The sequence below is a fragment of the Bradyrhizobium sp. SZCCT0148 genome (genome assembly GCF_018129985.1).
GTDB lineage: Bacteria > Pseudomonadota > Alphaproteobacteria > Rhizobiales > Xanthobacteraceae > Bradyrhizobium > Bradyrhizobium japonicum_H.
On record NZ_JAFCKT010000009.1, the window covers coordinates 58,837 to 80,915 of the forward strand.

Here is a 22,079-nt window from a genome sequence, read left to right on the forward strand (position 1 = left end):
TCAGCTTCACTGAGGCCCTTAGGCGGGTCGCCAAGGGGCGTATCCGGGCGAGGCTCCTCAGCCCGCTCACGGGCGCGTTCGGGGTGGCGTTTGAATGATCCGCGCGCCTCTAGGACGGCGGTCGGAGTTCTGGTTCTCATTGGAATCCTGATACGGGAGTTCGTGAATGTTTACCTATGGGCCGGTTCCAACCCTTGGCGCCGGAGGGAATTATATCCCCCCGGCCGTGTTAGGCATGTCGGGCGTACATCCGGCCGCGACTTGCCGCCTATTACGTCGTGCCGATCTTCAGAAGCTTGATCGCATCGGTATCAGCAACGCCGCCGCCAACCCTCTTGTACGCATAAAAAATTACATTCGGCTTTGACGAGAATGGGTCTCGAAGCCAACGCACGCCGGGCTTATCGCAGACGATGTATGCCGCCTTCCAATTTGCAAATGCAATTGGGAACGCATTGCCAGCAACGGCGGGCATATCTTCCGAGAAATAGACCGGCCTTCCCAAAAGAGTCGGCGGCACATCAGCCGCAATCGAGTCGCGCCAGATATAGTTGCCTGTTCCATCTTGAATCCGGTCAAGCTGGCTTGCTGTTGCAGACGACATGACCCACGCCGCATTCGCGCGATGCGGAGCACGCATCGTCCAATAAAGCGACTTCAGACCATCAAACGTCACTGCCCCCGCGCTGCCGGAAGGCACGTATTGAACCTTCTTATAGTCACGCGCGAAGTCGGCAGCGCTATCAGTCTGGTAGGTCAGAAAGCCCATCGGCTGCCCCACGCCATTGCCGCTGACAAAGGCGGTGCCTTCGGAACGTGCGAACTTGTCCGCAGCGCGTTCCATCACAAACGCGGCCATATCGAAACGCGAGTCGTCGAGCAGTCGCTGCGTCACCGGCTGACTTGCGTAAATCTCATTTACCGGGACCGACACGACGCCAAGCGATGGAGTCGTTGTGGCGGGCCGCGTTTGATTCTCGCTAACCCATGTTGCGCCAGCGTCGCCAATTTGCTGTGGCTCCTCGTAGCTGCCGAAGCTGCCAACCTCAACAACCCGAGCAATCTTTCGCAAAGGCGATTGGTCATAGAGCCGCCTGTGGATATCGGCACTCAACTGAGGCGTAACGCCGTAGCCGCCGTCAGGATCAGACCCGACCGACATGGCTTTGATTTCGGCGTTATGCCGAACATAATCGGCCAGCGCCTTCTTCTCGGCAGCAATATCGTTGTCGTTAGCAGCTTTGACGCTGAAGTTGTCGTTGGCTGGCGCACCGGGGCGCCCGGCGCGCGCTTCGATCTTATCCAACCGGTCGCCGAGCGTCTTAACTTGATCAAGCGCCGTAGTCGCGGCCTCAGTAAGTTCGGAGATAGCGTCTTCAATTGGGGTATCAATGTTTGTTGCCTCAACGGGCATGAAGATTTTCCTTTGAAAGATGATTCTGGATTGACCGAGTTGCTTCGATCAATCGCTTTGTTAGGGGTTGATCGGCGAGCAGAACTTCGCGTTCTTTCAGTGCCGACTTGCTCAGAGCAGCGATCTTCCGAGCTAGACGCCAAGAGATTCCACCGTCCCGCAAGATCTTCTCGATTGTGCGCGGGCTGTGTTGGTCGATCAGACTCGGCTGAGTCTTGATCGAAACGAGTTTCGCGTTGCTATTGGCGGGGATTGCCACGGCACTAACTTCATACAGCTTGACTGAATCAAGCCGTTTGATGCCCTTGCCCAACGCGGTTGACTTTGTAGTTCGATATCCAATGCTGAACGCGAGCGCGCCAGCCTTCATCAAAGCGTGCGCTTCAGCGGCCCTTCCCACATCGAGGGTGAGCTGCCCTTCCATCAGCAAACCGTGCTCGTTTTCCGTCAGCTTTGAGATTACACCGATGGGCTGCGATTGATCGTGCGACCACAACAAGGCGGGGGTTGTGCCTTTGGCTTTATGCTCCGCGATAGTAGCTACGAACGCTCCGTGTGCGACTACATCACCGTAAGCGTCTGGCTCACCGCCAAATGTCGAGGCATAGCCGACAAACTCGCCAGCCTGACTCGCCGATGACCATTTCACAGCCAATGGGAGCGAATAGCGTATGCCGGTCATGCGGCGACCTTCATGGAAATATCCGCCGCGATATCGAAGAGCGCCTTCCCCGAGAGAATATTGCTGTGCCGTACCGTTGAGTCGCGCCACTTCGGGGTTGCGTATTCGATAATGAATTGCCCATCTGTGCAGGGCGTCGTGATCGTCACCGCCGGTGTTGCGGTGGCATAGACCTCAATACGACTGCGGTAAGCCCATGCCGAAAAATCGGTGTGGGCACGGTTGATGAAGCTATCGAGCATGCGCCCGATCAACTCGCCCGCGGTGCCATATCCATCGGCGGACAAGTTGAAATAGGATGCAGCAAGGGGCGCGACCTCTTTTGGCTTGGCTTTTAAGGGTAACGCTAACAACAAGAGCGCAACAGCCTTAGACGGGTCTGTCGGCCAAGCGCCGGATTGGACGATAGGGCATGCGGTGCTTTCGACATGCTTAAAGTTGAAACCGGTGCGCTGTGCAACGGCGCGAAGTATGGTTGATCCGTAGATCACAACGAGTGCCTTTCTAAAGTGGGTTCTACTATCAGGACCGGGGCGAGCCGTGGCTTGCAAGCCACGGCTATCCGGGCGATTACGAACCGCCTGGATTGCCCTTCCTCTATCTGTCCGTGAGAAGCGGCGTGGCTTGTAAGTGGCGCCGTTAGGCAGCCAACTTCAGAGTTCCGTCATCAGCAACCGCCCGCCTGTACCGCCGTGCCGCGACCGGCAGACCGTGCGACTCCACGAAGTCGCGGAAGGTGGTCGCAGCGTGGTACGCTTCGATATGCTTGGCCGCCACGTCCAGCGCGAGCATCACGATGCAGGAGCCAACCGCCGATTGGCTGTAACCTAACTGCGCAGCAATGTCGGTGAAGCCAGCATTGTTGCATACAGCATCAATCAAGGGCAGCCACAATGGACCGACGACGGCTGCGATGTCTTCAAGCTCGGTTTGCGCATCAAACAGGCGCTGCACGAATAGGTCGTCACGAACCACATTGAAGCCGCCACCTACTGGGGCCGAACGTTTGCTTGTTCGCAGCGAACCATCAAAGCGCTTCGCGTCCGACTCGCCATTCTTTTGGCTATACTCCCGCCACTTGCGATCAAGCGTCTGGCCATTATGAAATATCACCTTGCCCGATGACGATCGATCAACATCATGATCCACGCTTGGCGCTCCGCCCGGTCGATGAACTGACAACCCAAGTGCATCGCTTCCGGCAGTGTCCACCAGTTCGCGGAGATAAAGTGCGGTATCCTTCCTTCGGACGCGCTCGGGCAAATCTTTAATCCGATTGATAGCCTCTAGAAGCAACCAGTTTGGAGCGGGTTCGTTGTCGTTGGCAGGGATGATGGAGTCCTTCTGCTTTTCCTTTTTCAGCACACTCATATCGAATAGTTGACGCGCTGCGGCCAGCTTGGCTTTGATTTGATGTCGCGCTTCGTCATCGCCGGAAAGCCGTAGAAGCTTGCGTCCTGTGTCTTTAGCTTTCGGCTCGACATCAGGCTTATCGAGGTCAATGGTCTCAGCATCAGTGGGCACCGGCACTACGGTATCGTGATCGATGATGCGGCCGTAACGGTTCTGAACCGCGACGGCGCCGGAGGGGAACCTATCCCGCTTGCTGTTTAAGTCGTCCTCTTGTTCGTGCCTCTCATCTTGAGCAACATCAGCGGCATCGTTGTACGCCGCATTGTTCGCATCGAAATCAATATTGGTCATCATTCTCTTTCTCTGTCAGTTGGCGCGCGACGGAGATCGCTTCCAACACCCGGTTTTTACCGAGTTCAGAGAATAGAAATTGACCAAACGATAACGTGGTTCAGTGGTCAGGAAATTCGTCGTGCTTCGTCAATGCGATAGAATGCCTTCAATAACGTCGGCTCAGGCACACTGAACTTCTTACTGGTGATGGTGAGAGCGTCGGCTTTCTTCGGCAGCTTCCCTAAGGTGAGCCGCAGGGGCTTGTGACGCCGGGCAATCTCGATGACATGTGTAATGCTGGTCCCGCGCCGTTCGATCCGGGTTCTCCCGCCAAGCTCGATTGCAATCCTACTGGCGAAGTTCTGATCAACCCTGCGCGCGCACAGGGCTTCGTAATGTTCGTGTGCCTCAATGTGCTTCTTTAGCGTGCTCCATGGAACGCCACGCCCACCCTTCTTCCACCTCAGAACTAACTGGGTGCCGTGCCAGCCAGTCGTTAACAGGGCGATCAGCCATCGGCGCACGCTAGGATCAAGTGAGCGCCCTTTTCGCAACCACTCAACAAGGGGCGCGACGTTCGGCTTGTCGCCCTTCTTCTCGATGGCGGTAACCGCGTGCATCATCATGTATTGATCGAAGGACATGAGGATGGCCATACCTCATGTTTGAGGTTGCAAGCAAGACTCAACTACAATCAACTTTGCAACCTTAGATAAGCAAAATCTAATTAGCGTATCTTTGGTTTATCGCGCTCGTGGGGTTCAGCCGACCGCCGCCGAAGCGAGTCCGGCCTTCGAGGGCCGGCGCCGCCTTCGCGGCTCGGGGGATAAATAAGGGGGAGTGCAGCACATAGGTGGGAACGGGTGCGAAGGGCCGCGAAGGTGGCCTGGGAAGGATCTTGGTGGGAAAGTGACGTCCGCGCGAAATGATTCGCGCGGACTTTGAGACTCAGGGTAGATTGGTCTTACGTGTGGCGAATCACCTCTGCAACCCTTCCCAGCCCAAGCCTGAAACGGCGGGCAACCGGCCCGGGAAAGGAAGTGATGTGACATGGCAACGCGTAAAATTGGTCGCTCGGCAGTCACCGGCAAATTCATGCCGGTAAAAGCAGCTCAATCTGGTGCAAACAGAAAGACTGCGATTGTGCAGACGATCAAAACTAAACCGACGAAGAGGTAACCTCTGAGGTTTGGCGGGTGTGGGGTTCGTCCCCACCCCGCATTTCCTTAAACCCGATTCTTTAACGGTCGGCGAACAGTTTTGTTGCTCATTTCTTTTTTCTTGGTTTTGACTTCCTTCAACGGGCTATTGAAGCGCTCTGAGCTGCCACGTAGTGCAGCCTCGAAACGCTTGGCGCTTCATTCTGGACGTACTGATCGTCAGGTTTTTCGAAATGGCAAAACTACCAACCGAAAAGGAAATAGCAGCGGCGAAGGCCGCCCTCGAGCCCTACATGCTCGCCTTGGGAAAGGTGGCTCATTCCTGGAACCACATGCAAGAACAACTTGGCTTGCTGTTCTGCATGATCACAGGACTGGATGATTCTATGGGCATGGGTCTTTGGCACGCTCTGAAGAGCGACCGCAGCCAACGCGACCTGTTGCAAGCAGCCTTGGAAGTGGCCGCCGCAGACTCCGAGTGGTCAGATGACTTTCCCAAAGCGAAAGAGGATATTGAGTGGATACTCAAGAAGGTGAACAGCCTGACCGACAATCGGAACAGCGCCATTCACGCGCCGGTGTTCAGCTTTATTGGAGCCACGCCGCAGATCGGGCCGTACACCATGCACGGCAACCCGAACGCCTCGAAACTACAAGGCAAAGACATCTTCACCGAATTCGAGTGGTACGAGGGATGCTTCGTTGTCCTTCGCCGCTTCGCGGCCGAAGCAACATTGGCGCTCATGGGTCAAGGTCGCCCAAACAGCGAATCAATGCCATGGCCCGATAGACCTCTTCTGCCAACCGTTGGGAAGAGAAGTGACCACCTAGATCAAGTCCATCCAACCGATCTAACAAAACAGAAGCACCAGCCTTAATCGCCTCAGCCATTTATTTTGGTTTTTCGGGCGTCACCGGGGGCAATCGCAGCGATGGCTCGTCTGGCTTTTCAGTGATCCAATTCAAGCCTGCATGAGTGGTATTGAAGAAAGCAAAGTCAGGCTCTGGGACCATAAAGGTCATCAGATAGAACTTGCATCTGGTGAACGTGCAATTCCTAAAACCAAATCCATTGCTCGGCAGAAATCCGGGCTTGATAACGATTCCATCGACAACTTCGCCGCCGCTTCCAAGAAAATTGCATCCTTGGAACATGACGTTTGCGGGTCCGATAAATTCGCAGTCGGTAAAAGTTTTATTATCGATGAAAGCGCCAACGGGCGGGGCTAGGTCTACTAGGCGCAATCTCCTTCCCGTGAACATTTGGTCAAGCGGATTTATTTGGGACGCCGCGAACACGTTGTTACGGAATTTGATTAGCTGAAGCTTCTCCCTGGCGATGGCGGCAAGAACAATGATCCCGGCGCCGAACCATGCGCCTAATACGCCGGCTATAACCCATGAGGCGGGCGCGTACTGTTGGAATAATCCTGCGAACCAAGTCGCCCAGCCCACCACTGCACCGGTAAATGATGCAGGGAGGACGAACTTAACCACGGCGGCGATAGTGTCCAAATTGGACGCCACCAACCCAAATAATCCGCGCTCTTTTCGAGGCTCGCCCATTTCCGCCGTCCCCCTTCTAGGGCTAGTTGTGGCAGACGGGCGCTGCCCCGGTCTAGAGGCGGCAGATACAAACCTCAGATGGCCTCTGACCCTGAACAGGACGCGAACCTATTCCGGGACTTTTTCCGGGAGTCTAGGTCTCCTACGGCTTACTTAGGATACTTTCGTTCAGTCTTCGTACTGCCAAATACGCATGAAGATTCGGAAAAATCGCGTAATTACAATTGGTTGATGATGCATCGCCAGATCATCAAGGCTAAGCCGCCGACATCTGAAAACTCGGATGCACCAGCGCTTCCGGCGCGACTGCGAGCACGATCAGCGCAGCCACCGCGAGTGTGCGGAACGTGATGGCGCGGCGATCGACCATCACCGCGATCAGCACCACCGCCGTCATGAAGAACGATCGTTGCGTCGCGACCTCCGCACCGGACAGCAGCAGATAGAACGCAGCCGCGACCAGCGCCGCCGCGGCCGACCATTTCTTGATGGCGAAGCCGGCCGCCAGCCCCGGGATCAAGGCCAGCAGAGCGCGCACCGCAAAGAAGACGACGCCGGCGACCACTGCCATGTGATAGCCGGAGATCGAGAGCACGTGCCCGAGCCCCGAGATGAACATTGCGTCGTTGACGGGCGTGGAAATCGCATCGCGCCGCCCGGTGAGCAGCGCTGTCGCGATCGCGCGGTTGTCGCCCTCGAGCGTGGCGCGGATGCGGGTGTCGATCGCATCGCGCAGGCCCTGCATGAAGGCCGCATAACGCAGCCGCAGGCCGCCGGCATCGGGCGGGATCGTAGCGGTGATCGCACCCATCACGAAGCCGGAGGCACCGATGCCCTGAAAGAACATGTCGCGCGAAAAATCGTAGCTGCCGGGGCGTACCGGCGAGAGCGGCGGCATCAGCCGCGCTTTGAGCTGCACGAAGCTGCCGACCTCGGGCGCGGTACCCTTGCGCACCGACAGGCGGACGCGCTCCAGCTTGACTTCGCTGCGCTGGGCCTCCATCGCGGTGACGCGCAGCACGAAACGATCGGTGCGCTCGCGGATGTCGCGAGCCTCGACGAAACCGGACAGCGATACCGAATAGAGCGGCTTGGCCAGCACAGGGTGGGCAATGCGCGCCGTCTTCCAGGTTGCCACGGCAAAGCCGGAAGCGACCGCCGCGATCATGATCGCAGCCACAAACAGCCGGCTGCGCCGCAGCAGGATGGCGCCGAACAGGAAGGCGATCGCCGTCGTGGCAACAACCCACAGCACCGGCTCATGATCTGCAGAGAAATAGAGCGCGATGCCGCCGCCGAAGGCGACAGGCACCCACGGCAATAGTCGCCCCGCGCCGGCCTCGGCGCGGGCCCAAGCGCGTAGCGTCTCGACGATGGCCGGCCAAGCGCCAAAGACCGCCGGCGCGAAGCCGCCGGCCGGTGCAGGACGGCCGACCGGCCACGTCCCGGCAACTCCCTGGGACCGTACTGGCCGGCCCGGCTCCGCCATATCCCCGCACCCTACACGACGCGACTGTCGCGGAGGCTACCGGAACGTGCGGCTAACCGAATAGCGGCACAAATCAGGAACGAGGAAAGCCGTGCCCTACTTTTCCTCTTCCATGGTCACGGCCACGTCGGCGTTGGCGGACAGCCGCACCTTGTTGCCCTCGACGCCGGCGACGAGGCCCTTGTCGATGAAGTGATGGTGGCCCTTGTGGCTGCCCTCGCCGCTGTCCTTCTTGGTCAGCTTGATGCGATGGCCTTCGACCTTGTCGACGGTACCGACATGCACGCCGTCGGCGCCGATGACTTCCATATGCTCTGCGATGTTCATGGTTGGATCCTTGTTGGTATCCACGCCAACGCGGCGAGCCGACGTTCGTTTCAATCGCCATTCCGGAGCGCGACGAAGTCGCGAGCTATGATGCGCGATCGCGCATCACAGCTCGCGCCAAGTGGCGCGCCCGGAATGACGAGCACGATCGAACGACCGCTAGATCAGCGGCGCCTTCGCTGAAGCGTGGTGATTGACGATCTTCCAATCGCCGTCCTCACGGACGATGACCCAGCTCATCTTGACGACGAGTTCATCCCGCTCGCCGGCGAGGTCGAACGTGATGGTCGCGGCCATGTTGATCAGATCGGGGCCGGCTTGCGCTGCGTTCACGTCGGAGAACACGGCACTCGGCTTGCGCCAGCGCGGCAGGCCGTTGAAATAATCCGCGACGCCATCCCTGCCCCGATACAGCGTCGGGTTGGAGCCGAAGAAGAACGCGTTGTTCGAATAGAGCGACGACAGCGCGGCCGCGTCGAGGGCCGCGAAGCCGGCGCACCATTTCGCGATGATGGTGGAAACGATGGCGTCGGCTTCATTGCTCATGTGATCAGCCCTTCGCGACTTCCTTCGCGAACGTGTCGCGCAGGCCGATGGTGCGCGAGAACACCGGCTTGCCGGGCGTGGAGTCCTTGTCGCGCACGAAGTAACCCTGGCGCTCGAACTGCATCGGCTCGGTCGAGTTGCTTTCCGCCACCGATGCTTCGATCCGCGCGTCAGGCAGGATCTCCAGCGAGTTCGGGTTGAGATCGGCCGCGAAGTTTGCTGCGTCCGGGCTCGGATTGGCGAACAGCTGGTTGTAGATGCGGATTTCCGCAGGCACGGACGTCGCCGCCGGCAGCCAGTGCATGGTCGCCTTCACCTTGCGGCCATCGGGCGCATTGCCGCCCTTGGTCGCGGGATCGTAGGTGCAGCGCAGCTCGACCACTTCGCCCTTGTCGCTCTTGATCACGCCGGTGCACTTGACGAAATAGGCGTAGCGCAGCCGCACCTCGTTGCCCGGCGACAGGCGGAAGAACTTCTTCGGCGGGTTCTCCATGAAGTCGTCGTGCTCGATATAGAGCTCGCGGCCGAACGTGATTTTCCGCGTGCCCGCCGAGGGGTCGTCCGGATGGTTGATCGCCTCGAGCTCTTCGGTCTGCCCTTCCGGATAGTTCTCGATCACCACCTTCAGCGGTCGCAGCACGCCCATCCGCCGCTGCGACGTGCGGTTCAGCTCCTCGCGGATGCAGAACTCGAGCATGCCGACGTCGACCACGCTGTTGGCCTTGGCAACGCCGATGCGCTTGACGAATTCGCGTAAAGCGGCCGGCGGCACGCCGCGGCGGCGCATGCCCGCCATGGTCGGCATGCGCGGATCGTCCCAGCCGGCGACATGGCCGTCGCGCACGAGCTGGGTCAGAACGCGCTTGGACAGCAGTGTGTAGGTCAAATTGAGCCGCGCGAACTCATACTGATGCGGCTTGGACGGCACCGGCAGCTTCTCGATGAACCAGTCGTAGAGCGGTCGGTGGTCCTCGAACTCCAGCGTGCAGATCGAATGCGTGATGCCCTCGATCGCATCCGACTGGCCGTGGGCATAATCGTAGCTCGGATAGATGTGCCACTTGGTGCCGGTGCGCGGATGATGCGCGTGCAGGATGCGGTAGAGCACAGGGTCGCGCAGATTGATGTTGCCCGAGGACATGTCAATCTTGGCCCGCAGCACGCGTGCGCCGTTCGGGAATTCGCCGGCCTTCATCCGCCGGAACAGGTCGAGGTTTTCGTCAACGCTGCGATCGCGGAACGGCGAGTTCTTGCCGGGCTCGGTCAGCGTGCCGCGCGCCAGGCGGATCTCTTCCTGGGACTGGTCATCGACATAGGCGAGCCCGTCGCGGATCAGTTGCTCCGCCCATTCGTACAGGCGGTCGAAATAGTCCGAGGCGAAGAACAGGTTCTCGCCCCAGTCGAAGCCGAGCCAGCGCACGTCGGCCTGGATGGAATCGATATATTCCTGCTCTTCCTTGACCGGATTGGTATCGTCGAAGCGCAGATGGCAGCGGCCCGGAAACTCCTGGGCGATGCCGAAATTGAGCGCGATCGACTTGGCGTGGCCGATATGGAGATAGCCGTTCGGCTCCGGCGGGAACCGGGTCACGATCTCCTTGTACTTGGCCTGATCGAGGTCGGCCTGGATGATGTCACGAATGAAATCGCGCCCAACCTCGTTCGCCACCGGTTCTGTCATTACGAAAATCCTGTAGGGAAATCAGCGGTCCTTCTGCCAAATTCGCGTGGCTGAGCCAAGGGTTTAAGGGAAGTGCCGCCGGGCTTTAGTTATGCTCGGGTCCTGATATATACCACCGCTCCCAATGCATAGGCCCTGCCAAGAATGACCTCCCCCGTCGTCACCCGCTTTGCTCCCTCCCCGACCGGCTTCCTCCATATCGGGGGCGCCCGCACGGCGCTGTTCAACTGGCTCTATGCGAAGAAGCACGGCGGCAAGATGCTGCTGCGGATCGAGGACACCGATCGGGAGCGCTCCACCGAGGCGGCGATCGGCGCCATCCTCGACGGCCTGAAATGGCTCGATCTCGGCTGGGACGGCGAGGTCATCTACCAGTTCAGCCGCGCCGCGCGCCACCGCGAGGTTGCCGAACAGCTGCTCGCCGACGGCAAGGCCTACCGCTGCTACGCCACCGCCGAGGAGCTGACTGCCATGCGAGAGAAGGCGCGCGCGGAAGGCCGCACCCGCCTCTATGACGGCCTGTGGCGTGACCGCGATCCCGCGACAGCCCCGTCCGGCGTCAAGCCGACGATCCGGCTCCGCGCGCCGCAAACCGGCGAGACCGTGATCGAGGACCAGGTGCAGGGCCGCGTGGTCTGGCAGAACGAAAATCTCGACGATCTCGTGCTGCTGCGCGGCGATGGCAATCCCACTTACATGCTCGCGGTGGTGGTGGACGACCATGACATGGGCGTCACCCACGTCATTCGCGGCGACGATCATCTGATCAACGCCGCGCGCCAGAAGCAGATCTACGATGCGATGGGCTGGGCGCTGCCGAACATGTCCCACATCCCGCTCATCCACGGCCCGGACGGCTCGAAGCTCTCCAAGCGTCACGGGGCGCTCGGCGTCGACGCCTACCGCGCCATGGGATATCTGCCGGCCGCGCTACGCAATTACCTCGTCCGGCTCGGCTGGAGCCATGGCGACCAGGAGATCTTCTCGACCGAGGAGATGATCGCGGCGTTCGACCTCGCCAGCGTCGGCCGCGCCGCCGCCCGGTTCGATTTCGCCAAGCTGGAAAACCTCAACGGCCACTACATCCGCCACGCCGACGATCAATCACTCGTGAAGATGTTCGAGGACGTGCTCGACCATGTCGTGCCCGCGCGCGACGAGCTTAAGGCCAAGTTGAACGACACCACGCGCGCCCAGCTTCTCAAGGCCATGCCGGCCCTGAAGGAGCGCGCCAAGACGCTGATCGAGCTGATCGACAGCGCCTATTTCATCTTCGCCGACCGGCCGCTGGAGCTCGATCCCAAGGCGCAAGCGCTGCTGACGCCGGAGAACCGCAAGCTGATCGGCCAGCTACATTCCGCGCTGGAGAAAGTCGAGACGTGGAGCGGCGCCGCCACCGAAGCCGCGCTGCGTGCTTTTGCCGAGGAAAACGGCCTCAAGCTCGGCGCGGTCGCCCAACCCTTGCGGGCCGCGCTGACCGGGCGGACGACGTCGCCTGGTATATTTGAGGTTTTGGACGTCCTGGGACGCCAGGAAAGCCTCGGCCGGCTTAAGGATCAGTCTACGACGTAAGTCGAGCATGCGTGGGGTGATCTTGCAGCGCACACAGCAATAATATACCCATCTCCTCCGTACTTCTGGAACATCCGGCCTGCCCCATCATCTCTCAAAGGGGCCTCCGGCTCCGGCCCGTTTCACCATACATCGGGGACCTCTGATGGACGCAAAATCAAGCAATAAGACCGCTACTCTGACGGTCGGAAACAAGAACTACGATCTCCCGATCCATAGCGGCAGCGTCGGGCCTGATGTCATCGATATCGGCAAGCTCTACGGCCAGTCCGGCCTGTTCACCTACGATCCCGGCTTCACCTCCACCGCGAGCTGCCAGTCCAAGATCACCTACATCGACGGCGACGCTGGCGTGCTGGAGTACCGGGGCTACCCGATCGAGCAACTCGCCGAGAACGGCGACTTCCTGGAGACCTGCTATCTCCTGCTCTACGGGGACCTGCCGACCGCCGCGCAGAAGAAGGATTTCGACGACCGCGTGATCCATCACACGATGGTGCACGAGCAGATGGCCCGCTTCTTCCAGGGCTTCCGCCGCGACGCCCATCCGATGGCAGTGATGGTGGCCTCCGTCGGCGCGCTCGCCGCGTTCTATCACGACTCGACCGACATCAACGATCCCAAGCAGCGCATGATCGCGTCCATGCGCATGATCGCGAAGATCCCGACGCTGGCGGCGATGGCCTACAAGTACACGGTCGGCCAGCCCTTCGTGTATCCGAAGAACTCGCTGTCGTTCTCCGAGAACTTCCTCAACATGTGCTTCGCCGTGCCGTGCGAGGACTACAAGATCAACCCGGTGCTCGCCGACGCGCTGGACAAGATCTTCATCCTGCACGCCGACCACGAGCAGAACGCCTCGACCTCGACTGTGCGTATCGCCGGCTCCTCGGGCGCCAACCCGTTCGCCTGCATCGCCGCCGGCATCGCCTGCCTCTGGGGCCCGGCGCATGGCGGCGCCAACGAAGCAGCGCTGGCGATGCTCGCTGAAATCGGCACCGTGGACAAGATTCCCGAATTCATCGCCAAGGTGAAGGACAAGAACTCCGAAGTCCGCCTGATGGGCTTCGGTCATCGCGTCTACAAGAACTACGATCCGCGCGCCAAGATCATGCAGAAGATGTGTCACGCCGTGCTCAAGGAGACCGGCCATGGCGACGATCCGATGCTGAAGGTGGCGCTCGAGCTCGAGAAGATCGCGCTCAGCGACCAGTACTTCATCGACCGCAAGCTGTACCCGAACGTCGACTTCTATTCGGGCATCACGCTGAAGGCGATGGGCTTCCCGGTCTCGATGTTCACCGTGCTGTTCGCGGTCGCCCGCACCGTCGGCTGGATCAGCCAGTGGAGCGAGATGATCGAGGACCCGCAGCAGAAGATCGGCCGTCCCCGCCAGCTCTACACCGGCGTCACCCGCCGCGACTACGTGGCGATCAAGGACCGCAAGTAAGCTCCAAGCCGATACGGCTTTCGCAACGGCGCCATCGCAGGATGGCGCCGTTTTCGTTTGTGTCGATGGACCAATCGAGTCGTCACACACTTGCTGCCGCGCACAACAACAAGTCCGCGGTTGCGGCCGCAAACGCCTTGACAGTCAGAGCCCTCCGCGCGCAAATTCTTACTCTAAGTAAGAATGACGCCAGGGATGGAAATGCCGGAGCAGCCGAGAAGTCGGCGGCAGACACGTGCTGCCATTTTGACTCATCTGCTTCAGTCGGGCGGCTCGTTCCGCCCGCCGCTGGCGAAGGCCGTGCGCCTGTCGGAAGCGAGCCTGTCGCGTATCCTGCTTGACCTGAAAGCCGAAGGCCTGATCGAGGAAGTGCGGCGCCCTGCCCCCTACGTCGGCGGCCCGACCGGCCTGGTGTCGCTGGACGGCTCGGTCGCGCTCGCGGCCTTCGAGTTGACGGCGCAGCACCTCGGCTTCGGCGTCGGCGGCCTGTCGGGCGAATTGCACTACGCCGAGCGCATGAAGCTGCCGAAGACGCCGACCGCCGAGACCGTCGGCCGGGTGTTTCGCGAAGCGATGACATTGTTGCGCGACTGGACGCGGCGCCGCCGCGTCGTCCTCTCGCAGGTCGGCGTCTCTGTTCCGGGCCTTGGCCGGCTGAGCGCCTCGGTCAACCCCATCATTCCCTGTGACGTCGGGCGCATCAGCGACATGTTCGGCGAGATGTTCGCCGGCGTGCCCGTCGAGTTCACCAATTCAGTCGTTGCGCACGCCACATTCCATCGTTGCCGCACGGAAAACTATCCGTTCAGTGACACGCACCTGTTCGTCTTTGTGAGCCATGGCGTTGCGGGCGCATGGATGGGTGATCCTGTCGAGACCGACACGCTCCAGCCGATCGAACTCGGTCACATGGTGTTTGGCGAAGGCGGACCGCGCTGTCGCTGCGGCCACATCGGCTGTGTCGAGGCCTTCACGTCGCTTCCGGCACTGGCCGAGCTGCTCGGCGTGCCCGAGCCGGACTTGCTCCAGCTCGGCAACGATTGGGTCGCCGCGATCCCGATCTCCTCGCGCGTGCGCCAGGAGCTGCGGCATCGCCTGTATCGCCTTGGGCTCGCGATCGGCAACACGCTGAACGTCAAGCCCTGCCACGGCGTCGCCATCTCCGGCTGGCCCTCGCTCCTTGCGGACAGCGATCGGAAAGCGCTGGTCGACGGCGTCGATGCCTGCCTGCTCGGCGGCCGCGATCATGCGCGGGTGTCGCTGGCCTTCGTGCCGCCGTCGAACGGCAATGATCCCAGGGCAGCACTCGCCTTCGCCGCGTTCTGCCTCGCCTGCCGCGGCGGCATGCCGGCCGCCTCGACGGAGGCCGCCTGAGATGGCCTGAAGCTGCGCGGCTCACGCGCAAGAGAATTCACACCGGGAGGAACTGCCATGCCGATCACGACAACAAGGCGCCGACTGCTCGCTGGATCCGCCGCCGCGCTCGCACTGCCGGCCTTTGCCCGCGCGCAAGGCGCGGTCAAGCCTCGCCTGACTGCGATCTCGCAATGGTCCGCGGGCAGCGACGGGGCGGCCATCACCGCGCTCGGCAAGAAGTTCGAGGAGAAAGGCGGGATTTGGCAGCACTCGCCCGTGCCAGGGTTCACCACCGAGATGATGAACAAGCTGCGCGCTCAGATCATGGCTGGCGATCCCCCGGCCTGCTCGCAGCTCAAGGGTCCCGAGATTGCGGCCTGGTCGAAGATCGCCCCGACTGTCGATCTCGACGCCGTGGTCGCCGCCGCCGGCTACGAGAAGGTCGTCGCTCCGGACCTTGCGAAACTGCACAAGCCGGCCGGCAAGTGGATCGCCCTGCCGTTGCAGGTCTACAGCACCAACATGCTGTTCCTGTCCAAGCGCGCGATGGACAAGGCCAAGGCGGACAAGATCCCCGTCACCTGGGCTGACTTCAACGAGCTCGCGGAGAAGATGAAAGCGGGCGGTGTCGCCTCGCCCATCGCCAACGGCGGAACCCGCCCGGACGACGGACAAAAATTCGAGGCCGCCCTCGCCGGCATCAGTCCACTCGCATACCGCGCGGCCATCATGAATCTCGAGAAGAAGGCCCTGGCCGGCCCCGAGATCAAGGCTGCGTTCGCGCAGGTGCGCAGGATCGCCGACTGGATGGATCCCAACGTCGGCGCCCAGCACTTCTCGACCAACCTCAAGCGCTTCGTCGACGGCGACATGGGCATGATGATCATGGGCGGCTGGGCGCAGGGCGTATTGCGCAACGCCGGATTCAAGTTCGAGGACTTCACGATCGCGCCGGGCCCGACCGACAATGGCAAGCCGGTCTTCCTGTTGAACGCCGACGCCTTCATCTTCTGGCAGCGCAAGGAGGCAGACCTGCAAGCGGGCCAGACGCTGATGGCCCAGCTCGTCATGGATCCCGCGATCCAGACGATGTACTCGCAGATCACGGGATCGATCCCGGTCCGCACCGATGTCGATCTGTCCGGCGAAGGCTGGTCCGAAGGGCAACGAACGACCTCGGCCGCCCTGAAGAGCGCTATCGCAAGCAATCAAGCCCTTCTGAGCATGGCGCACAACATGGCGCAGGAAAATGGCATGACGGCCGCGATGATCGACGTCATCACGGAGTACGTGAAGGACAAGACGATCAAGCCCGAGCAGGCAGCCACCCGTCTCGCCGAGGCCGTCGAGGGCGCACGTTGACCAATGCCGTCTCGATCAGACCGGACCGGCCGGCGCTTCCCGAATGGGTGCGCCGGCTGCCCGAATACCTGATGATCTGGGTGCCGCTGCTGCTGTCCGCCGCGCACCTCGTGTCGTTCTCGCTGTGGACGATCTGGATCTCGTTCACGCCGTCCACGCTCGTTCCAGTTTCCGGCTGGGTGGGGTTGCGCAACTATTCGGCCGTCGCGGCATCGCGGAACTGGCAGATTGCCTTCGACAATTTGCTGCTGTTCGGCAGCAGCTTCGTGCTGCTAAGTCTGGTGACCGGCCTCGCCCTCGCGATCCTGCTCGACCAGCGCATTCGCGGCGAGAACGTGCTGCGATCCATCTTTCTCTACCCCCTCGCGGTGTCGTTCGTGGTCACCGGCACGGTCTGGAGCTGGCTGCTCAATCCCGGCCTCGGAATCCAGAAGCTGGTCCACGACCTCGGCTGGACCTCCTTCAAGTTCGACTGGCTGATCGACCGCGACATGGCGATCTGGACCATCGTGATCGCTGCGATCTGGCAATCCTCGGGCTTCGCCATGGCGCTGTTCCTTGCTGGCCTCCGCTCCGTCGACGCCGACATCATCAAGGCGGCGCAGATCGACGGCGCCGGGCCCGTTCGAATCTACCGGCGCATCATTCTGCCTTCTCTTTGGCCGATCACCATCACCGTCGTCGTGATCCAGTTGCAGTTCGCGATTTCGACGTTCGATCTCGTCCGCGCGCTCACCAATGGCGGCCCGGGTATCGCCACCCAACTGCCGGCACTCGTCGTCTACGACCTGATGTTCCAGCGCAGCCTGCTCGGCCGCGGCGCGGCGGCGGCAGTGCTCATGCTGCTCATTCTGCTCGCGGTGCTGCTGCCCTATGCAGCGTGGCGCTATATCCAGCGACGGCGGGCCGCCCATGCGTGAGAGCTCCTTCGCACCGAGCCGGATTCTGATCTACCTCGTCGTCCTGCTGATCGCGGCAGCATGGCTCGCGCCCCTCGCCGTCGTCGTGCTGAACTCGCTCCGCAGCAACGAGGAGATCGCGCAGGGCTCGATGATCGGCTGGCCGCAGCATTGGGCCTGGAGCAACTATCTGACGGCCTGGAGCGGCTTCTGCGTCGCCGAGACCTGCGCCGGCATCCGGCCGTACATGCTGAACTCTGCGCTCATCACCATCCCTGCGACGATCTTCTCGACCCTGCTCGGTGCGATCGCCGGCTACGCCGTGTCGCTCTGGCGTTTTCGCGGCGACACCTGGATCTACGGCATCGTGACGCTGGGCCTGTTCCTTCCCCAGCAGATGCGCCTGCTGCCCTGGACCATCGTGCTGCGCGACATCGGCCTCATCAACACGCTCGCCGGCCTCGTCCTGATCCACACCATCCAGGGGCTCTCCTTCACCACGCTGTTCTGCCGCAACTATTATGTCGCCATTCCCCATGAATTGATCAGGGCCGCGCGCATCGACGGCGCCGGGTTCTTCCGCATCTTCTGGCGCATCATCCTGCCGCTCTCGGGGCCGATCCTGGTCGTCACCGTGATCTGGCAATTCACGCATATCTGGAACGAGTTCCTCTATGGCGTGACGTTCACGAGCGGCCAGCAGCAGCCCGTCACCGCCGCTCTCATCGCGCTGTCCGCCGCCGTTGCAGACATCCCGCAGCATGGCGTGCAGAGCGCCGCAGTGATCATCGCGGCGCTCCCGACGCTGTTGATCTATCTCCTCGGCGGCAAATACTTCGTCCGCGGCCTGACTGCCGGGGCCGTGAAATGATGGAGTTGTCATGGCAGCACTGAGCATTCGCACCCTGTCGAAGCGCTACGCCAATCTCGAGGTGCTGAAGGGGATCGATCTCGACATCGAAAGCGGCGAGTTCACGGTGCTGGTCGGGCCGTCCGGCTGCGGCAAGTCCACCTTGCTCAATATCGTTGCCGGGCTCGATCATCCGAGCGCAGGGACCGTCGAGATCGGCGGGCGCATCGTCAACGACGTCGCGCCGAAAGACCGCGACATCGCCATGGTGTTCCAGTCCTACGCGCTCTACCCGTCGATGACGGTACGCCAGAACATCACCTTCGGCATGGAGTGCCGTCACGTACCCAAGGCCGATCAGGACAAAGCGGTCGCGAACGTCGCCAGACTGCTGCAGATCGAGCCGCTGCTCGGCCGCAAACCCTCGCAATTGTCGGGAGGCCAGCGCCAGCGCGTGGCGATGGGCCGGGCGCTGGTGCGTGATCCCCTGCTCTTCCTGTTCGACGAGCCGCTGTCCAATCTCGACGCAAAACTGCGCGTCGAGATGCGGATGGAGATCAAGCGGCTGCACCAGCGCATCGGCGCGACCATCATCTATGTCACCCACGACCAGATCGAGGCGATGACGATGGCGACGCGGATTGCCGTGATGCACCGCGGCGTGGTGCAGCAGTTTGCCGATCCCGATACCGTGTACCGCTATCCCGCCAATCTGTTCGTCGCACGCTTCATGGGCTCGCCTCCGATGAACACCATGCCGGCGCGGCTCGAGGCAGACGCCGGCGGGCCCGTAGTCGTGATCGGCGCAGGGCGACCGGACGAAGTCCGTCTTCGTCTGCAGGGATATGATGCGGCGGCACCCTATCTGGGCCGCGAGGTGGTGTTCGGGATCAGGCCGGAATGCATCGCGGAGGGCAACCGGGTGTTCTCCGCCGATGCGCCCATCGTCGTCCACGCGCCGGTGGAGATGGTCGAGCCCACCGGCGCCGAAACCATCGTGCTGCTGCGGCTCGGCGGCGAGTCTGCGCTGGCGCGCATCACGCCTGACATCCGCCCGCCGCCGGGGATGGCGGCCCCCTTCGCGCTCGATACGCGGCGCATCTGCCTGTTCGATCCCGAGACGGAGCGACTGATCGCATGACAAAGACGAACTATGCCGGACTCGCTGACCGCGTCGTACTGATCACTGGTGGCGCCAGCGGCATCGGGGCCGCCTTCGTGCGCGCCTTCGCGGGCCAGGGAGCGCGCGTTGCGTTTCTCGATTTGGACGAAGCGGCCGGCCGCGCGCTGGTCGCAGAGGTGTCGGCGGCGTCGGACAACACACCGCTGTTCGTGCGCTGCGATCTCCTGGACATCGACGCCTTGCGCGCCGCGATGGCGCAGGTTCACGGCGCGCTCGGCGACGCTGCCGTCCTCGTCAACAATGCCGCCAACGATCAGCGCCAGGTGCTGAGCGAAGTGACGCCCGCCGAGTTCGACTGGACGATCGGCGTCAATCTCAAGCACGTCTTCTTTGCCGCGCAGGCCGTCGTGCCACAGATGCAGGCGCGCGGCGGCGGCTCGATCATCAACATGTCCTCGATCGCATGGATGCGCGGCGCCCCGGCGCTGCCGGTCTACGCCGCGGCGAAGGCGGCCATCGTCGGGTTCACCAACTCGCTGGCCCGATCGGTCGGCCCCGACCGTATCCGCGTCAATGCGATTGCACCGGGCATGGTCATCACCGAACGCCAGCGCCGGCTGTGGTATCCGGACGAGAAGGTCATCGCCGAGGTGCGCTCGCGCCAGGCCGTTCCGGATGCCGTGACGCCGGAGGACATCGCCAACATGGCGCTGTTCCTCGCCTCCGACGAAAGCCAGCGCATCACCAGCCAGTGCTTTCGCGTTGATGGCGGACTTGCGTAGGTTTTGCAGGGTGGGCAAAGGCGCAAAGCGCCGTGCCCACTATTTTCTGCACCGAGCAAGTCATGGTGGCTGCGCTTTGCCCCCTTACGAATCCGTGTCGTGGCGCCGTCGCTTCCGCATCGTCGCCAGCACGACATCGGCCGCCAGCACGCTCGGCGACTTGTTGCCGGTCGACATGATCCGATCGAGCTGGGCAAAGGCCTCGACCTGCTGCCGCCGCAGCGGGGAATCCGCCAGCACATCACGAAGCGCCGGCGCCAGCTTCTCCGGCGTGCAATCCTCCTGCAGGAACTCAGGAATGACATCCCTGCCGATCACGAGATTGGCGAGGATCACCGAGGACACGCGGATCGCGCGACGCAGGATGAAGGCCTCGATCGCGCCGACGCGATAGGCCGTCACCATCGGAATCCCCGATAGCGCGAGCTCCAGCGTCACCGTACCGGATTTGGCCAGTGCCGCACGCGCGACTCGGAACACGGCGCGCTTCTCGTTTTCGCCGGTCACGATCCTCGGCTTGACCGGCCAGCTCGCGACGCCTTCGCGGATGGTGGCTTCCAGATGCGGCATCGTCGGCAGCACCAGTTCGAACGCGCGGCCTTCGGCCTGCAAGCGGCCGAGCGTCGCGCCGAAGACGTCGAGGTGGTGCCGGACCTCGCTGCGGCGGCTGCCGGGCAGCACGAGCAGCACCGGTGGCTCGCCATCCCGGCGCGCCTGCTCCTCCGCGTTCGGTCGCAGCGAGGGCAATTGCTCGACCAGGGGATGGCCGACATAGCTGCAGGGCGGTCCGCCGAGCTTGCGGTACTCCTCCGGCTCGAACGGCAGGAGACCAAGCACATGGTCGACATAGCCGAGCATGGTCCGCGCCCGCCCCGGCCGCCACGCCCACAGTTGCGGGGAGACGTAATCGACGACCGGGATCGCCGGATTTGTCGCGCGCACACGGCGGGCAACACGATGGGTGAAATCGGGGCTGTCGATGATGACGAGCGCGTCCGGCGCGGCCTCGGTCACGGCGTCGGCCGTCTGCCGGATCAGCCGCAGAATTTTCGGCAATTGCTGCACCACTGCGGCGAAGCCGACGATCGACAGCTCCTCGATCGGAAACAGCGTTTCGAGCCCCTCGCGCGCCATGGTGCGGCCGCCGACGCCGACGAATTGCACGCCGTCGCCGAGGCGCTGGCGCAGCACCTTCATCAGGGCGCTGCCGAGCCGGTCGCCGGATTCCTCCGTGGCGATCAGGAAGATCTTGCGCTTGGGATCGCGCGACTGCATCACGCCGGCAGACCGATGACGAAGAGATATTTCGTGTCGGCCAGCCCGATCATCGCCTGCGGCTCGGCGGCGATGGTGTTGCCGGCGATGACGGCGATGCCGGCAAGGCCGGCCGCCGCGACACCTTCGAGCGTGCGCGGGCCGATCGTCGGCAGGTCGAAGCGCAGATCCTGGCCGCTCTTCGGCGCCTTGACCAGCACGCCCCGGCCGGCGGCCGCGCGAATGCGCCCCTCCTCGCGCAGCCGAGCGACGCGCGCGAGCAGCGCGTCGGTGCCCTCGATGTCCTCCACCGCCACCACATGGCCGTCGATCACCACCACGGCCTGGCCGATATCGAACGGGCCGAGCGCGGTCAGCACCGCGCGACCGCGCGCGATGTCGGTCTTGCTGTTGTCGTTCGGCCAGGCGCGGCTGATGCAGCCCTCGGGCATCAGCAGATCCGGCGCGACGTCCTTGATGCCGACCATGCGAAAGCCGCCCTGCTCGAGGATGCGGCCGACACCGGACAGCAGATGATCGTCGCCGCCGCGGAAAGCGCGGATGACGTTGCCGAGCAGGCGCAGCGTCGTGACGTCGAACCTGATTTCGGTCAGCGAGGGCCGCACCAGCGTGCCGATGAAGATCAGGTCGCGGCAGCCCTCCTCGCGGAACAGCCGCATGGCACGGCCAAGCTGGCCGACCGAAATCCAGCGATGGCGGAACTTCTCTACCTGCGCCGGATCGCAGGCCCCGCGCAGCGGAAACAGCACCGGCGTGATACCGCGGGCGGCGAGCGATTCCGCGACCGCGAACGGCATCGCGCCGCCGCCGGCGACGATGCCGACCGGCGATGCAATCTCCGACGCCGCCGATGTCATGC

Annotated in this window: 20 protein-coding genes and 1 pseudogene; 9 read left to right on the top strand and 12 right to left on the bottom strand. The window is 62.3% G+C overall.

Annotated features, from left to right (window positions below; genetic code table 11):
- Window positions 1-271 precede the first annotated feature (271 nt).
- From JQ580_RS24035 to JQ580_RS24055, 5 genes are all read right to left on the bottom strand, one after another.
- Window positions 272-1,414: a phage major capsid protein gene (locus JQ580_RS24035; protein ID WP_212282680.1), complete on the bottom strand. Its 1,143-nt coding sequence runs from the start codon at window positions 1,412-1,414 to the stop codon at window positions 272-274.
- Window positions 1,404-2,096 carry an HK97 family phage prohead protease gene (locus tag JQ580_RS24040; protein WP_212282681.1) on the bottom strand — a complete coding sequence of 231 codons (693 nt, stop codon included), beginning with the start codon at window positions 2,094-2,096 and terminating at the stop codon, window positions 1,404-1,406. The genes JQ580_RS24035 and JQ580_RS24040 overlap by 11 nt, the downstream gene beginning before the upstream one ends.
- Window positions 2,093-2,587 carry a hypothetical protein gene (locus JQ580_RS24045; protein WP_212282682.1) on the bottom strand — a complete coding sequence of 165 codons (495 nt, stop codon included), beginning with the start codon at window positions 2,585-2,587 and terminating at the stop codon, window positions 2,093-2,095. The genes JQ580_RS24040 and JQ580_RS24045 overlap by 4 nt, the downstream gene beginning before the upstream one ends.
- Before the next feature lie 148 nt (window positions 2,588-2,735).
- Window positions 2,736-3,803, bottom strand: a complete 1,068-nt coding sequence (locus tag JQ580_RS24050; protein WP_212282683.1) for a hypothetical protein — start codon at window positions 3,801-3,803, stop codon at window positions 2,736-2,738.
- 104 nt (window positions 3,804-3,907) lie between these two features.
- Complete coding sequence (locus tag JQ580_RS24055) at window positions 3,908-4,438, bottom strand: hypothetical protein (protein WP_212282684.1); 531 nt, start codon at window positions 4,436-4,438, stop codon at window positions 3,908-3,910.
- A gap of 737 nt (window positions 4,439-5,175) precedes the next feature.
- On the opposite strand from JQ580_RS24055, the gene JQ580_RS24060 reads away from it, so the two are divergent.
- Window positions 5,176-5,820 carry a hypothetical protein gene (locus JQ580_RS24060; protein WP_212282685.1) on the top strand — a complete coding sequence of 215 codons (645 nt, stop codon included), beginning with the start codon at window positions 5,176-5,178 and terminating at the stop codon, window positions 5,818-5,820.
- A gap of 13 nt (window positions 5,821-5,833) precedes the next feature.
- Here the strand turns inward: JQ580_RS24060 and JQ580_RS24065 are convergent, their stop codons facing one another.
- The 5 genes and pseudogenes from JQ580_RS24065 to JQ580_RS24085 all read right to left on the bottom strand — a co-directional run bounded on the left by JQ580_RS24065 (window position 5,834) and on the right by JQ580_RS24085 (window position 10,551).
- Complete coding sequence (locus tag JQ580_RS24065) at window positions 5,834-6,508, bottom strand: hypothetical protein (RefSeq protein ID WP_212282686.1); 675 nt, start codon at window positions 6,506-6,508, stop codon at window positions 5,834-5,836.
- 259 nt (window positions 6,509-6,767) lie between these two features.
- Window positions 6,768-7,997 (bottom strand): annotated as a pseudogene (locus JQ580_RS24070) (ComEC/Rec2 family competence protein); the annotation flags it as partial.
- 96 nt (window positions 7,998-8,093) lie between these two features.
- On the bottom strand, window positions 8,094-8,324 hold the full coding sequence (locus tag JQ580_RS24075) for a DUF2171 domain-containing protein (protein WP_212282688.1): 231 nt from the start codon (window positions 8,322-8,324) through the stop codon (window positions 8,094-8,096).
- A gap of 159 nt (window positions 8,325-8,483) precedes the next feature.
- Window positions 8,484-8,870 carry a nuclear transport factor 2 family protein gene (locus JQ580_RS24080; RefSeq protein ID WP_212282689.1) on the bottom strand — a complete coding sequence of 129 codons (387 nt, stop codon included), beginning with the start codon at window positions 8,868-8,870 and terminating at the stop codon, window positions 8,484-8,486.
- A 4-nt stretch (window positions 8,871-8,874) separates the two neighbouring features.
- On the bottom strand, window positions 8,875-10,551 hold the full coding sequence (locus JQ580_RS24085) for a glutamine--tRNA ligase/YqeY domain fusion protein (protein WP_212282690.1): 1,677 nt from the start codon (window positions 10,549-10,551) through the stop codon (window positions 8,875-8,877).
- Window positions 10,552-10,695: 144 nt separating this feature from the next.
- On the opposite strand from JQ580_RS24085, the gene gltX reads away from it, so the two are divergent.
- The 8 genes from gltX to JQ580_RS24125 all read left to right on the top strand — a co-directional run bounded on the left by gltX (window position 10,696) and on the right by JQ580_RS24125 (window position 19,945).
- Window positions 10,696-12,123: a glutamate--tRNA ligase gene (gltX, locus tag JQ580_RS24090; protein WP_212282691.1), complete on the top strand. Its 1,428-nt coding sequence runs from the start codon at window positions 10,696-10,698 to the stop codon at window positions 12,121-12,123.
- 145 nt (window positions 12,124-12,268) lie between these two features.
- Window positions 12,269-13,573 (top strand): citrate synthase, encoded by a 1,305-nt coding sequence (gene gltA, locus JQ580_RS24095; protein WP_212282692.1) that lies wholly within the window; start codon window positions 12,269-12,271, stop codon window positions 13,571-13,573.
- Between the two features lie 195 nt (window positions 13,574-13,768).
- The gene (locus tag JQ580_RS24100) at window positions 13,769-14,947 is read left to right on the top strand and encodes an ROK family transcriptional regulator (RefSeq protein ID WP_212282693.1); all 1,179 of its coding nucleotides are present in this window, start codon (window positions 13,769-13,771) and stop codon (window positions 14,945-14,947) included.
- A 57-nt stretch (window positions 14,948-15,004) separates the two neighbouring features.
- Complete coding sequence (locus tag JQ580_RS24105; protein ID WP_212282694.1) at window positions 15,005-16,291, top strand: ABC transporter substrate-binding protein; 1,287 nt, start codon at window positions 15,005-15,007, stop codon at window positions 16,289-16,291.
- Window positions 16,288-17,211: a carbohydrate ABC transporter permease gene (locus JQ580_RS24110; RefSeq protein WP_212282695.1), complete on the top strand. Its 924-nt coding sequence runs from the start codon at window positions 16,288-16,290 to the stop codon at window positions 17,209-17,211. Before JQ580_RS24105 ends, JQ580_RS24110 begins: the two co-directional genes overlap by 4 nt.
- The gene (locus JQ580_RS24115) at window positions 17,204-18,061 is read left to right on the top strand and encodes a carbohydrate ABC transporter permease (RefSeq protein WP_212282696.1); all 858 of its coding nucleotides are present in this window, start codon (window positions 17,204-17,206) and stop codon (window positions 18,059-18,061) included. The genes JQ580_RS24110 and JQ580_RS24115 overlap by 8 nt, the downstream gene beginning before the upstream one ends.
- Before the next feature lie 10 nt (window positions 18,062-18,071).
- Window positions 18,072-19,181 carry an ABC transporter ATP-binding protein gene (locus JQ580_RS24120; protein WP_212282697.1) on the top strand — a complete coding sequence of 370 codons (1,110 nt, stop codon included), beginning with the start codon at window positions 18,072-18,074 and terminating at the stop codon, window positions 19,179-19,181.
- Window positions 19,178-19,945 (top strand): SDR family NAD(P)-dependent oxidoreductase, encoded by a 768-nt coding sequence (locus JQ580_RS24125; RefSeq protein WP_212282698.1) that lies wholly within the window; start codon window positions 19,178-19,180, stop codon window positions 19,943-19,945. The genes JQ580_RS24120 and JQ580_RS24125 overlap by 4 nt, the downstream gene beginning before the upstream one ends.
- 84 nt (window positions 19,946-20,029) lie before the next feature.
- Here JQ580_RS24125 and lpxB read toward each other — a convergent pair whose 3' ends face one another.
- Together lpxB and JQ580_RS24135 are read right to left on the bottom strand one after the other, a co-directional pair.
- Window positions 20,030-21,223: a lipid-A-disaccharide synthase gene (gene lpxB, locus JQ580_RS24130; protein WP_212282699.1), complete on the bottom strand. Its 1,194-nt coding sequence runs from the start codon at window positions 21,221-21,223 to the stop codon at window positions 20,030-20,032.
- Window positions 21,220-22,077 (bottom strand): LpxI family protein, encoded by an 858-nt coding sequence (locus tag JQ580_RS24135; RefSeq protein ID WP_212282839.1) that lies wholly within the window; start codon window positions 22,075-22,077, stop codon window positions 21,220-21,222. Before JQ580_RS24135 ends, lpxB begins: the two co-directional genes overlap by 4 nt.
- Window positions 22,078-22,079: the final 2 nt, after the last annotated feature.